Genomic DNA, 12,568 nt, shown 5'->3' with positions numbered 1-12,568 from the left:
TTGTCCAATCTCGAGATCGCGCTCCTGTCCTTCCCGATCCTGCTCGCGCTGATCTTGGCGCGCATGCCGATCGGGCTTGCCATGCTGGTCTGCGGCTTCGTCGGCAACTGGATCGTCATGGGGCGCCTGACGCCGATCCTGGCGCAGCTGAAGACGCTGCCTTTCACCACCTTCGCCAGCTATTCGCTGTCGATCATCCCGCTGTTCCTGCTGATGGGCCAGTTCGCCGCCAAGGGCGGCATGAGCCAGGCACTGTTCCGGGCGGCCAATGCCTGGATGGGCCACCGCCGCGGCGGCGTCGCCATGGCGGCGATCGGCGCCTGCGCCGGGTTCGGCGCGATCTGCGGCTCGTCCATCGCCACCGCCGCGACGATGGGCAAGGTCGCGCTGCCGGAACTGAAGCGCTACGGCTACGAGGGCGGCTTCGCCACCGGGGCGCTGGCCGCTGGCGGCACGCTCGGCATCCTCATCCCGCCCTCCGTCGTCCTGGTGATCTACGCGATCCTCACCGAGCAGAATATCGCAAAGCTCTTCCTCGCCGCGTTCGTGCCGGGGATCCTGGCGATGATCGGCTACATGATCGCGATCGCCATCTATGTCCGGCTTAAGCCGGAATCGGCCGGTACCGCGGCGAAGGCGAGCCTTGCCGAGCGACTGCGGCTGACCCGGGACGTCTGGCCTGTCCTGCTGGTCTTCTTCCTCGTCGTCTTCGGCATTTATTTCGGCTGGTTCACCCCGACCGAGGGCGCCGCGGTGGGCGTTGCCGGCACCGGGCTGATCGCCTTCCTCAACGGCGGGCTCAGCCGCGCGGACCTCGCCGAATGCTTCGTCGACACGGCGATTGCCTCCGGCATGATCTTTTTCATCATCCTCGGGGCCGGGGTCTACAACTCGTTCCTCGCCCTCAGCCAGTTGCCGCAGGCCTCCGCCGCCTGGGTGATCGCCCAGGGCTATTCGCCCTTCGTCGTGCTGACGGTGATCCTCCTGACCTATCTCGCCTTCGGTTGCGTGATGGACTCGCTGTCGATGATCCTTTTGACCGTGCCGATCTTCTTCCCGATCGTCACGGGGCTGGATTTCGGTCTGCCGCCGGAGGAGTTCGCGATCTGGTTCGGCATCCTCGTGCTGATCGTCGTGGAGGTCGGGCTGATCACCCCGCCGGTGGGGCTCAATCTCTTCGTCATCAATTCGATGGCCAAGGACACACCGATGAGCCGCACCTATCGCGGCGCGATGCCCTTCGTCGCAACCGACATCGTCCGCACGGTGATCCTCGTCCTGTTCCCGGCGATCACGCTGTTCCTTGTGCGCGGGCTCTACTGACGCCCCACGGCAGCATCATTCCGCCGGCGCGGCCGCCGGTCGCGCGGTTCCGTCGGCCAGCGGATCGTCGTTCAGCGGGCTCGGCGCATGTCGGCCGCGGCGGCGCTTGACCCAGGCCGAAAAGGTCTCGCCGAGGATCAAAAGGGCGGGCGTCAGCACCAGCGTCAGGACCGTCGCGAAGGCCAGGCCGCCGGCGATCGCGGTGGACAGTTCGATCCACCACTGCGTCGACGGCGCGCCGAAGGCGATGTCGCGGCGGATGAAGTCGACATTGGCGCCGATCACCATCGGCACGAGGCCGAGCACGGTGGTGATCGATGTGAGGAAGACCGGTCGCAGCCGTTGCGCGCCGGTGCGCATGACGGCCTCCAGCGGCGACTGCCCGGCGCGGCGCAGGTCGTTGTAGGTGTCGATCAGCACGATGTTGTTGTTCACCACGATGCCGGCCAGCGCGATCACGCCGATGCCGCCCATGACGACGCCGAAGGGCCGACCGGTCAGAAGCAGGCCGTAGAACACGCCGGCCGTCGAGAAGACGATGGCGGTCATCACCAGGAAGGCCTGGTAGATCGAGTTGAACTGCGTGACGAGGACGATGAACATCAGGAAGATCGCCGCCGCGCCGGCCCCGGCCAGGAAGGTCGCCGCCTCCGCCTGGTCCTCGGCCTCGCCGCCGAACGTATAGTCGATCCCCGGCGGAAGCTCGGCCGCGGCCAGCGCAGCGTTCAGCGCCACGGTCTGGTCGTTGGCGAGGATACCGGGCGCCACGTCCGCCTCGATCGACATGACCCGGCGCTGGTCGATCCGGATGATCGTGCCGACCTTGGGCGCCGGTTCGAAGGAGACGAAGTTGCGGATCGGCACGAGCCCCTGCGCGGTGCGGATGCGCAAATCCTCCAGCCGTTCCAACGTCCGGTCGCCGGCGGGGAAGCGGACCCGGATCGGCACCTCGCCGTCGCCGCCGGCATCGTCCGGGCGGTAATTCGAGACCTCGATGCCGACCGTGAGCAGCCGCACGGCCTGTCCCAGCAGCGAGACGTCTGCTCCATAGCGGGCCGCTTCCTCGCGGTCGACCTGCACCTGCCATTCGACGCCGGGCAGGGGGCGTGAATCGGTGACGTTCTCGAAGCCGCCGATCTCGTCCATCAGGCCGCGCACGGTCGCGACACCGGCAGCGAGCGCGTCCATATCGCTGCCCAAGAGCTTGACGTTGATCGGCTTGCCGCTGGAGGGACCGCTTTCCTCCTGCTGCACGGTGACGTTGACGCCGGGAATGTCGGCGACGCGCGTGCGGATGTCCTCGAAGATTGCCGTCGCCTTGCGGCGCTGGTCCCATTCGTCGAGCTCGAGCTGGATCGTCCCGATGACGTCGGCCCCGAGCTGGCGCGCGCCGCCTTCACCGATCGTGCGGGCATAGACGCTACGCACTTCCTCCATGCCGAGCAGGCGGTCCTCCACGCGGCGGACCAGCGCGTCGCGCTCGTAGATCGAGAAATTGTCGCGGGCGCGGATCTGTACCTGGGCGAATTCCGGCTCGATCGAGGGGAAGAACTCGACGCCGCGACCGTATTGGGCAAAGCCGTAGAAGGCGCCGACGAGCAATGTCGCGGCGATGAGGAGCGTCGCCAGCGGCGCCTTCACCGCGCCGCGCAGTACCTTCAGATAGGTGCCTGTCGCGCCGCCGATGCGCGACAGGTCGCCGGTTTCGGCGTCTTCGAGCGCCTGGCGCTGGCGGGTCGACATCGGCTGTGCCTTGCCGATCATGCCGCCCAGCACGGGAATGAAGATCAGCGCCATGAACAGCGAAGCCGTGAGGGTGATGATCACGGTGATCGGCAGGAACTTCATGAACTCGCCCACCATGCCGGTCCAGAACAGCAGCGGCAGGAACACCGCCAGCGTCGTGACGGTGGAGGCGATGATCGGCCAGGCCATGCGCTGGGCGGCCAGCTTGTAAGCCTCGCGCGGCGTTGCGCCTTCCATCAGCCGGCGGTCGGCCAGCTCGGTGGTGACGATCGCTCCGTCGACCAGCATGCCGACCACGAGGATCAGCGAGAACAGGACGATAATGTTCATGGTGAAGCCCATGAACCAGAGGATTGCGATGCCGGCGAGGAACGAGCCGGGGATCGACAGGCCGACGAGGATCGAGGTGCGCAGGCCGAGCGCCGCGACGATGACGATCATCACGAGGACGATCGCCGAGATGACGTTGTTCTCGAGGTCGCCGAGCATCGTCTCAACCTGCTCGGACTCGTCCTGCAGATATTTCACGCCGACGGTTTCCGGCCATTCGGCCTGGTGCCGGGCGACGACCTCGCGCACTGCGGCGACGGTCTCGATGATGTTGGCGCCGGAGCGTTTCTTGACCTCCAGCGCCAGCGAGGGCTCGCCGTCGATGCGGGCGAAGCCGCTCGGGTCCTCGAAGGTGCGCCGCGCCACGGCAACGTCCGCGAAGGTGATGACGGTGCTGCCGTCGACCTTCACCGGCATGTCGAGGACGTCCTGCATGTCCTCGATCAGGCCGGGAACCTTGACGACGATGCGGCCGGCGCCGGTGTCCATCGCACCCGCCGCGATCAGCCGGTTGTTGCGGCTGATCTGGCTGACCAGCTCGTCGAAGGAGAGGTCGTAGGTCTCGAACACGGTCGGCTCGATCAGCACCTCGAGCAGCTCGTCGCGATCGCCGCCGATATCGACTTCCAGAACCCCGGCCGAAGCCTCCAGATCGTCCTGCAGCTCGTTGGCGATGTTGACCAGTGTTCGCTCGGGGATGGGGCCCGACAGCACGACGGTGAGGATCGGAAACAGCGAGGTGTTGACCTCATTGACCACCGGCTCATCGACCTCGTCGGGCATGTTGGGTCGCGCCCGGTCGACCGCGTCCTTGACGTCGGTGAGGGCGCGGCTGGCGTCGAAGCCGGCCTCGAATTCAAGCTGCACCGAAGCAAAGCCCTCGGCGGCATGCGACTCCATCTCGTCGAGCCCGGTCAGCGAGGACAGCTCGGTCTCCAGCGGGCGCACCAGCAGCCGTTCGGAATCCTCCGGCGAGATCCCGTCCAGCACCGCGGTGATGTACATCACCGGGATCGGGATATCCGGCGAGGACTCCTTCGGGATCGATTGGTAGCCGATGATGCCGGTGAAGAAGATCAGCACCAGGAACAAAAGGACCGTTCGCGATCGGTCGAAGGCAGCCTCGATGATCCCGTTCATTCGGCACCTGCCGGGGCGTCGTCGGCAAACAAGGCCATGGCCAGCGCGGCGCTGACCTCGCCGGTGACCTCGAGCTCGTTGCTGCGCTGGAACTGGCGGATCGCTTCCTTCGTCGATTCCCCGAGAACGCCGTCGACCGGTCCGACCTCATAGCCGAGCGCGGCCAGCCGCTGCTGCAGGAGCCGAACCGGCATGCCTTCGCCGCTCACCCCGATCGTCTCGAGCAGCGATGCCGTTTCCGTCGGCGCCACGTCGGCGGCAGAAGCGCTTGCTTCCGGCACCACGACCGGTTCGACCGAGCCGGTGGTGGCCTCAGCGGGCCCTTCATCGGCAGCCAAAGGCGAGTCCGGCGTCGCGAGGGAGGGGGCCGGTTCCGGGACCTCCTCCGTCGGATCCGCCTCGATCACGCGGACCGTCTCGCCGGAGGAGACGAAGCCCTGGCCGACCGAGATGACACGCATCGCTTCCGGCGGCCCAGAGACCCAGATCCCGTCTGTTTCGGCCCGGACAAGATTGATGGGGTGGAAGACCACGGTCTCGTCCTCGTCGACCGCCTTGACGCCCAGCGTGCCGTCCGGCCCGAGGGCGAGGAGGGCGGCGGACAGGAAATGCGCCGGGATCTCGCCGACTGGGATCCGCACCTGCGCGGAGATACCAGCCGGTATGTCGCGATCAGGATTGGCAATGGTGATCTCGACGGGAAAGGTGCGCGTCGAAGCGTCCGCGTTGGCGGCGACGTAGCTGACCGTTCCCTCGCGGGTCTCGCCGGTGATGAAGGTGACGGCGGCCGGCTGGCCGGCGCGAACCCGGCCGACGCTCTGCTGCGGGATCTGGATGTCGACCGAGAGCGGGTCGTTGTCGATCACCGTGCCGACTTCGGCGGATGCGGCGACGAATTCGCCGAGATCGAGATCGAAATTGTCGAGGACCCCGGTGATCGGCGCGCGGATTTCTGTGTCGCCGGTGGTCTGCTGGATGGCCGCCAGCGCCGCCTGCGCGGTCGCGAGTTCCGCCTGCGCGGCCTCTACCTGCGCGGCGGTGGCGTAGCCTCTTTCCGCCAGACCCGAGACGCGATCATATTCGCCCTGGCGGCGGGCCAGCTCTGCCTCGGCCTGGGAGCGCTGGGCGACGCGGTCGTCGAGCGCGATGCGAGCGATCAGCGCACCTTCCTCGACAAAGTCGCCCTTGGCGACGGCGATGTCCTCGACCGTGCCGCCGACCTTGGCCCTGACGGGGGTCATTCGGTCGGGAGAGACCTGTCCTTCGGAGGCGACGAATTCGGTGACGGTGCGGGCACGCGAAACGAAGGCCTCGACGGTGAAGGGCTGGCGCTCGATGCTGCGCGGCGCCTCGGCGTCGGTCGATGCGGTCGGGTAGTAATAGCCCGAACCCATCCAGCCGACGAGCGCCAGCACGAACAGGGCGGCGATCCAGCCGGACCAGGATTTCGGTTCGCGCGTGTTCTGCGGGGTCGCGGCCGTCGCGTCGACGGTCTTCGGCTTTTCGGTCATGACTTGTCCCGTCCGCCGGCATCGAGGCTGCTCAGCTGTGCCGACAGTTCGGTCAGCGAGGCCAGCGTGGTTTCGAAGAAGATGCGCGCCTGTTCGAGCCGGGCGCGTTCGACGCCGGCTTCGGGCGGCAGGTCGTCATGGGCGGTTGCCAGCGTCGCCAGCGTCTCGCTCATGCGTGCCGCCACCCCGCGCAGCATGTTGACGTAGGGCTGGTCCGCCAGGCGATAGAAATCCTGCCGCTGTCCGGGAACCCGCACGCGTGCCAGGAGGCCCTTGTCCTCGAGCAGTCGGGCATTGGTCGAGATCGAGGCACGGCTCACCTCCAGCCTTTCGGCCAAGGCGCCGAAGCTGACGAGATCGGGTTCGATGATCATCAGCCCGAAGATCCGGCCGGCGATGCGCGGCATGCCTTCGGCCTCGAGATGGTCTCCCATCCGTTCGATGAGGCGCGATGCCGCGGCGAGGCGCTGCTGGCCGGGCAGGGTCGTCTGGTCGAGAGCGATGTTCATGCCGCGCAGATACGCACGGCGCATCGTTCAGTCAAGACTGAACGATGTCGCGGGAGCCGGGCCGCTTCAGGTGGCGGGCTCGAAACCCTTCTTCAGGCGACGGCTGAGATCGGTGAAGGGTGCCTTGCTCGATTCGTCGCGCGGGCCCTGGACGAGGCTCTCGTAGACCAGCGGAACGAGGTCCACGGCCTGGTCGAGCGTCTGGTCGCTGCCGCGCTGGTAGCCGCCCAGGAGCCGCAGGTCGCGGGTGTCCTCGAAGCGCGAGATCATGCCGCGCAGCCGCACGACGAGTTCGCGCTCCTGCTCGTTCCAGGCGCGTTCGGCAAGGCGGGAAATCGACTTCAGGACGTCGACCGCCGGGAAGCGCCCCTGTTCGGCGATGGCACGGTCGAGGACGATATGGCCGTCGAGCGTGCCGCGGATCGCGTCGGCGATCGGGTCGTTGTGATCGTCGCCATCGACGAGGACGGAGAACACCCCGGTGATCGTGCCCGACCCCTCGAGGCCCGGCCCGGCGCGCTCCAGCAGCTGCGGCAGTTCGGAGAACACGCTGGGCGGATAGCCGCGTGCCACCGGCGGCTCGCCGGCCGCCAGGGCCACGTCGCGCGCCGCATGGGCGAGCCGGGTGATGCTGTCGACGATCAGCAGGACGTTCTCGCCCCGGTCCCGGAAATACTCGGCCACGGCGGTGGCGGTGCGCGGGGCGAGGCGGCGCATCATCGGGCTCTCGTCGCCCGTCGCGACGATCGTCACCAGCTTGGCGAGGTCGCCGGCCATCGACTCCTCGAGGAATTCGCGCACCTCGCGGCCCCGCTCGCCGACCAGCGCCATGACGACGGTGTCGAAGCCCTCGGCCCGCGCGAGCATGCCCATCAGCGTCGACTTGCCGACGCCTGAGCCGGCGAAGATGCCGATGCGCTGGCCTTTCACCAGCGGCGTGAAGATGTCGATCGCCCTAACGCCGGTCGGCACCGGATCGCCGACCCGGCCTCGCCTGAGGGCTGGCGGCGGCGGAGCGTCGGCGTAGCGCTCCTCGTCGCCGGTGGCGAGCGGGCCAGCGCCGTCGCAGGGCATGCCGAAGGCGTTGAGGACGCGGCCCTTCCAGGCTTCGCAGGGCGCGAGGCTGAACCGGCCGAGGCGGCGCGCCGGCGCCTTGACGCCGCGGTCGAAGCGGTTGCCGAACGGCTTGACGGTCAGCGCGTCGGCCTCGATCCGCACGACTTCGCCCAGTTCCTCGCCATCGCTGCCCGGGCAGGCGATGCAGTCACCGAGACGCACGAAGCGCGACAGGCCGGCGACGCGGAAGGATTGCGGCGAGACGTCGACGATCTGGCCGGAGATGTCGAGGCATGGCGCGTCGAGCGGCGCGATCTCGAAGCCGGAATCGCTGCGGCTCACGACATCGTCCCGAGGCTCTTGACCGCCTCATCGAGGGAGCGCTCTGAGCCCTGGACGAGGTTGGAAGCGCTGTCGAAGGCGCGCTGCAGGGCGATGAGCCGGCTGATCTCCATCACCGGATTGACGTTCGAGCCCTCGACGAAACCCTGCACGATCCCGGCGTTCTGGAAATCGAGGACCGGCTGTGCGGCCTGGTCGGGGATGACGCCGGAATTCTCGAACCGCGCCAGACTGGCTCCTGCGGGCATGGCGAAGAGGCCGACAGCCCCGATCTGCTGGCCGTTCTGGGTGATCATGCCGTCGCGGGCGACACCGATCGGGCCGGCATTGGCGTTGATCTCCAAGGGAGCGCCGCCGACGTCGAGCACGGCATAGCCGTTCATCGTTTCCAGGCCGCCATCGGCATTGATCCGCATCCGGCCGTCGCGCGTGTAGACCGGTCCGTTCGGGCCCTGGAAGGCGAAATAGCCTTCGCCGGACGCGGCGAGGTCGAGCGGATTTCCGGTCAGGGTCAGCTCGCCCGAGCGCGTCGAGAGATAGGTCTCGCCTTCGGAGGCAAAGCTCACCGGCTCCGCCGCGGTCCGCGAGATCAGCTGCTCGAACTTCACCTCCTCGGCGCGGAATCCGGCGGTTCGGCTATTGGCGATGTTGTTGGCGATCGTCTCGAGGCGCTTTTCCATCGAAAGCTGGGCCGAGAGGGCGACGGGAAACGATGTCTGCATGCTCGGGGCTCGGTCTGTTCGTATCGGGAGGAAGCAGGCCGGCGCTGCCGGCGGGCATCCGATGATGCTTCCGCGAAGTGTCGGCGAGCATCCTTGTCCGAGCCTGTCACGGGCTTGCTTGCGAGATGCCGCCCCTCGGCGGTGCAGCAAGGCTCGCACAAGCGCCTTTACCTAGGGATTTGCTCAGTCATCTGCTTGCGAGGATCGCATGGGAATTGTACTTGGCCTGATCGTCACGCTCGGCTGCCTGCTCGGCGGCTATGTCGCTATGGGCGGGCACCTGGGCGTCCTCGTCCAGCCCTTCGAATACGTGATCATCATCGGATCGGCGGTCGGTACCTTCCTCGTCGCCAATCCGACCAAGGTGGTGAAGGATTGCGGGCGCGCCATCGGCGAGGCGTTCAAGAACAAGGTGCCGCAGCAGCGCGACTACCTGAACCTCTTGGGGCTGCTGCACCAGCTGATGCGGGAGATGCGGTCGAAGTCGCGCAGCGAGGTCGAGGCGCATATCGACGCCCCCCAGGAATCGGCGATCTTCCAGGCCTTTCCGACGGTCCTGAAGGACGTCCCGATGACCAACTTCATCTGCGACTACTGCCGGCTGATCATCATCGGCAATGCCCGTCCGCACGAGATCGAGGCGCTGATGGAGGAAGAGATCGCCACCATCACCTACGACACGATGAAGCCCAAGCATGCGCTGCAGGACGTCGCGGACGGGCTTCCCGCCCTTGGCATCGTCGCCGCGGTGCTCGGCGTCATCAAGGCGATGGGCGCGCTCGACCAGTCGCCGGAAGTGCTCGGCCATCTGATCGGCGCCGCGCTCGTCGGCACCTTCGCCGGCATCTTCTTCTCCTACGCCGTCGTCGGACCGATCGCGACCAAGGTGAAGTCCGTGCGCGAGAAGAAGTGCCGCGTCTTCGTGATCGTGAAGTCGACCCTCATCGCCTACATGAACGGTGCCATGCCGCAGGTCGCGCTGGAATACGGCCGCAAGACCATCTCCGCCTACGACCGGCCGACAATCGATCAGGTCGAGAACGAGACCATCGGCGCGGGAGCCTGATGCGATGAGCGACGTCGCCTCGGCCACGGAAACGTCCGACATCTCCCAGCGGCTGCGCAGCGCCGCCGAGATCGACCCCGGCCGGTTGCCGCGCCTCGTCCAGATGGGCGAGGGCTGGGCCGAACTGATCACCCGGGGCCTTTCGCGGCTGGCTGCCGACCGGCCCGTGGTCAGATTTTCGGAAGTCGAACTCGACACCGCGCCCGAGCCGCCGGACGAGGGCCAAGGCGGCGATCTCATCGCCATGCTGGCCTCGCCGCGGTTCCAGGGACCAGGTTTCGCCGTCGTCGCCCGATCGACGATCGAGGCGCTGATCTCGACCTTCTTCGCCGCCGAGCCTTCCCCCGACAAGGTCCTGACGCGGGAGCCGACCGAACTCGATCGCGGGCTCGTCGTGCTCGCGATCGACACCGTCGTGGCCTGCGCCGGCGAGGTCTTCGCGCCGGTCGCGGCGCTGGACCTTGTCCGCGGCGACCTTGTCGATCAGTCGGACCTCGCCGCCAGGCTCGAGGACGGCTCCGGCCGCTTCGTGCAGTTCCGCTTCGAGATTGAAGTGCGCGGCCTCTTGGCGCCGCTGGTGGTGGCGTTTCCGGAAGAGTTATTCGCGCCGCATCGCCGCTTCCTCGCCGAATCCCAAGACGCCGCGCCGGTGGACAGGGACGAGGCCTGGTCGCGCGGGATCGAGGCAAGCTTTGCCCAGAGCGATCTGCGGCTGGAAGCGCTGCTCGCCAAGAAGAAGGTGCCGCTGGCGACCGTCGCCGCCTTCCGCGTCGGCGCGACCATTCCCCTCGACGTCGACATCGCCAGCCTGATTTCCATCGAGTGCGAGGACCGTCCGCTGTTCCGCGCCAGGGTCGGGCGGTCCCGCGACAGTTTCGTGATCAGCGTCGAAGAACGCGTCGATCCAGCCCAGGAGTTCATCGATGACATCTTATCTGATTGACCTCGTGCTGCTCGCGGCACTCGTTGTCACCGCGTTGCGCAGCGGCCGTGTGTACCGCGAGCTGCGGTTGCTGCGCGCCGCCGGCAGCGAGCTCGGCACCGCCCTGGATGACGCCGATCGCTCCATCAACCGCGCCGCCCAGGCGGTCGTCGTCCTCAAGCACGAGGGGATCCAGACGCTCCGCGCGCTGGAAGCGCGGATCGAGGAGGCGCGCGAGGAGGGTGACCGTCTGGATCGGCGCATGGAGCGCGCCGAATGGGCCGCGACCCGCCATGGCCTCGCCGACCGCACGGCGGCGTAAGGGCCACGAATGCCGGCCGGCACAGGCTTCGCGAAAGTCTTGTTGGCTAAGCCGTAGAGAAGGCGGGCAGCGCAGAAACTGCGGCTCCCGACGACCCGATTTCCGAGGATGATCCGATGAGCCATATCGAGGCCGACACCGAAGCGGCGGCATTCGAGACGAAGCAGCCGGCGCGGCCCGGTCCGCTCGACATCGACATCGTGATGGACGTGCCGGTCACCATGCAGGTCGTGCTCGGGTCGGCGACGATGACCGTCGCCAATATCCTGAAGCTTGGTCGCGGTGCCGTCGTCAAGCTCGATACCAAGGTCGGCGACCCGGTCGACGTGGTCGTCAACGGGCGTCTGGTGGCGCGCGGCGAGATCGTCATCCTCGACAACGAGGACCAGCGCTTCGGCCTGACGCTGACCGAGGTCGCGACGCCCGGCGCGCAGTTGAAGCCCAAGCAGCGGGTTGCCTGATTCCTCATGTCGATGATCGCCGCCTACCAGGACGAAGATGTGGCGCTGCCGGGCAGCCGCCGCGCCCGCGCCGCGATCCTTCTGCTCGCCATGGGCTCGTCGGGCGCCTCGAAGGTGCTGAAGCATCTGGCGCCGGGCGAGATCAAGCTCTTGCGCGACGCGGCGGGCGGGCTGGACGCCATCTCCCCCGAGCAGATCGACAGGATCGTCGAGATCTTCCACGAGGCGTTCCGCAAGGGGCCCGGACTGGCCGGGCCCGAGCGGCAGATGAACGAACTCCTCCAGAAGGCGCTCTCGGAGGATGAATTCGGGGCGCTCTTCCCGGAAGCGACGGCGGAGTTCGCCCTCGAAATGCGCGAGGACGCCCCCCGCACCGTCTGGGACGCGGTCGCCGATCTGCAGGGCGAGGTCCTGGCGCCGCAACTGGCGAAGGAACACCCGCATGTCGTGGCGATCCTGCTCTCGAAGATCCGCGCCACCACCGCCTCGGCCATCGTGCGCGAATTCGATCCGGGTTTCCGAAACAGCGTCATGCGACGGATGCTGGCCCTGAAGCCGCTGTCGCAGCCGGTGCTGACGCTGTTCGAGACGCATGTGCGCCTCGCCTATCTCGGCACCCAGGAGAGCCCGGAGAGCACCGGCAGCCACGCGATACTGGCGGACATCGTCAACCGGCTGGAGAAGCGCCAGGCGGACGAACTGCTCGATGCGGTGCGGATCGTGCGGCCGCGCGACGCGGAGAACCTGCAGAAGCTGCTGTTCAACTTCAACGACCTGCCGGGCTTGCCGCAGAAGTCGCGCCTGACGCTCTTCGATGCCATCCCGACGGAAATGTCGATCCTCGCCTTGCGCGGCGCGTCGCCGGAGATGCGGGAATGCGTGCTGTCCTCGCTCGGCGCCCGCGCGCGCCGCATGGCCGAGGCCGAACTGTCGCAGCAGATCGATACGCAGGAGAGCGAAATCGAGGGCGCGCGCCGCCGGATCGCCGACGAGGCGCTGCGCCTCTCCGGCGAGGGTCGGATACAGCTCCGCGCGATCGACGCGGCGTAGTCCTGGCCGCGCTCGACAGTTTCGGCGATCGCCGCACCGACGGAAAAGCGGGAAGACCTTGCGCCTTC

At 67.5% G+C, this 12,568-nt stretch carries 11 protein-coding genes; 6 read left to right on the top strand and 5 right to left on the bottom strand.

Translation table 11 applies throughout. The features are described from left to right. Positions 1 to 1,323 (top strand): TRAP transporter large permease, encoded by a 1,323-nt coding sequence (locus GTW51_RS03515; RefSeq protein ID WP_163042464.1) that lies wholly within the window; start codon positions 1 to 3, stop codon positions 1,321 to 1,323. 15 nt (positions 1,324 to 1,338) lie between these two features. On the opposite strand, the gene GTW51_RS03510 is transcribed toward GTW51_RS03515, so the two are convergent. Genes GTW51_RS03510 through flgF form a run of 5 tightly spaced genes read right to left on the bottom strand, consistent with a single transcriptional unit; the run spans position 1,339 to position 8,679 of the window. Beyond that, positions 1,339 to 4,539 (bottom strand): efflux RND transporter permease subunit, encoded by a 3,201-nt coding sequence (locus GTW51_RS03510; protein WP_163042463.1) that lies wholly within the window; start codon positions 4,537 to 4,539, stop codon positions 1,339 to 1,341. Then, the gene (locus GTW51_RS03505) at positions 4,536 to 6,050 is read right to left on the bottom strand and encodes an efflux RND transporter periplasmic adaptor subunit (RefSeq protein ID WP_163042462.1); all 1,515 of its coding nucleotides are present in this window, start codon (positions 6,048 to 6,050) and stop codon (positions 4,536 to 4,538) included. The genes GTW51_RS03510 and GTW51_RS03505 overlap by 4 nt, the downstream gene beginning before the upstream one ends. Continuing rightward, positions 6,047 to 6,583 (bottom strand): GbsR/MarR family transcriptional regulator, encoded by a 537-nt coding sequence (locus GTW51_RS03500; protein ID WP_163042461.1) that lies wholly within the window; start codon positions 6,581 to 6,583, stop codon positions 6,047 to 6,049. Before GTW51_RS03500 ends, GTW51_RS03505 begins: the two co-directional genes overlap by 4 nt. A 42-nt stretch (positions 6,584 to 6,625) precedes the next feature. Next, positions 6,626 to 7,957, bottom strand: a complete 1,332-nt coding sequence (gene fliI, locus GTW51_RS03495) for a flagellar protein export ATPase FliI (RefSeq protein ID WP_163042460.1) — start codon at positions 7,955 to 7,957, stop codon at positions 6,626 to 6,628. Beyond that, the gene (flgF, locus tag GTW51_RS03490; protein WP_163042459.1) at positions 7,954 to 8,679 is read right to left on the bottom strand and encodes a flagellar basal-body rod protein FlgF; all 726 of its coding nucleotides are present in this window, start codon (positions 8,677 to 8,679) and stop codon (positions 7,954 to 7,956) included. The genes fliI and flgF overlap by 4 nt, the downstream gene beginning before the upstream one ends. A 208-nt stretch (positions 8,680 to 8,887) precedes the next feature. Between flgF and motA the strand changes: the two genes are divergently transcribed. The 5 genes from motA to GTW51_RS03465 all read left to right on the top strand — a co-directional run bounded on the left by motA (position 8,888) and on the right by GTW51_RS03465 (position 12,500). Then, positions 8,888 to 9,745, top strand: a complete 858-nt coding sequence (gene motA / locus GTW51_RS03485) for a flagellar motor stator protein MotA (RefSeq protein WP_163042458.1) — start codon at positions 8,888 to 8,890, stop codon at positions 9,743 to 9,745. Between the two features lie 4 nt (positions 9,746 to 9,749). After that, positions 9,750 to 10,688, top strand: coding sequence for a FliM/FliN family flagellar motor switch protein (locus GTW51_RS03480; protein WP_163042457.1), 939 nt, complete (start codon positions 9,750 to 9,752; stop codon positions 10,686 to 10,688). Further along, on the top strand, positions 10,669 to 10,989 hold the full coding sequence (locus tag GTW51_RS03475) for a hypothetical protein (RefSeq protein ID WP_163042456.1): 321 nt from the start codon (positions 10,669 to 10,671) through the stop codon (positions 10,987 to 10,989). Before GTW51_RS03480 ends, GTW51_RS03475 begins: the two co-directional genes overlap by 20 nt. Positions 10,990 to 11,105: 116 nt before the next feature. Continuing rightward, positions 11,106 to 11,450, top strand: coding sequence for a flagellar motor switch protein FliN (fliN, locus tag GTW51_RS03470; RefSeq protein ID WP_163042455.1), 345 nt, complete (start codon positions 11,106 to 11,108; stop codon positions 11,448 to 11,450). Between the two features lie 6 nt (positions 11,451 to 11,456). Next, positions 11,457 to 12,500, top strand: a complete 1,044-nt coding sequence (locus GTW51_RS03465; protein ID WP_163042454.1) for a FliG C-terminal domain-containing protein — start codon at positions 11,457 to 11,459, stop codon at positions 12,498 to 12,500. The last annotated feature ends 68 nt before the right edge of the window (positions 12,501 to 12,568 follow it).

It is taken from the genome of Aurantimonas aggregata (genome assembly GCF_010500835.1).
Classification (GTDB): domain Bacteria; phylum Pseudomonadota; class Alphaproteobacteria; order Rhizobiales; family Rhizobiaceae; genus Aurantimonas; species Aurantimonas aggregata.
Note: the sequence above shows the minus strand (reverse complement) of the source record. Positions and strands in the feature narration are given on the sequence as shown.

Bases quoted from the DNA above. Each gene is read 5' to 3' on its own strand.
- GTW51_RS03510 (WP_163042463.1), bottom strand. From the start codon at position 4,539: ATGAACGGGATCATCGAGGCTGCCTTCGACCGATCGCGAACGGTCCTT.
- GTW51_RS03505 (WP_163042462.1), bottom strand. From the start codon at position 6,050: ATGACCGAAAAGCCGAAGACCGTCGACGCGACGGCCGCGACCCCGCAG.
- GTW51_RS03500 (WP_163042461.1), bottom strand. From the start codon at position 6,583: ATGCGCCGTGCGTATCTGCGCGGCATGAACATCGCTCTCGACCAGACG.
- flgF (WP_163042459.1), bottom strand. From the start codon at position 8,679: ATGCAGACATCGTTTCCCGTCGCCCTCTCGGCCCAGCTTTCGATGGAA.
- motA (WP_163042458.1), top strand. From the start codon at position 8,888: ATGGGAATTGTACTTGGCCTGATCGTCACGCTCGGCTGCCTGCTCGGC.
- GTW51_RS03480 (WP_163042457.1), top strand. From the start codon at position 9,750: ATGAGCGACGTCGCCTCGGCCACGGAAACGTCCGACATCTCCCAGCGG.
- GTW51_RS03475 (WP_163042456.1), top strand. From the start codon at position 10,669: ATGACATCTTATCTGATTGACCTCGTGCTGCTCGCGGCACTCGTTGTC.
- fliN (WP_163042455.1), top strand. From the start codon at position 11,106: ATGAGCCATATCGAGGCCGACACCGAAGCGGCGGCATTCGAGACGAAG.
- GTW51_RS03465 (WP_163042454.1), top strand. From the start codon at position 11,457: ATGTCGATGATCGCCGCCTACCAGGACGAAGATGTGGCGCTGCCGGGC.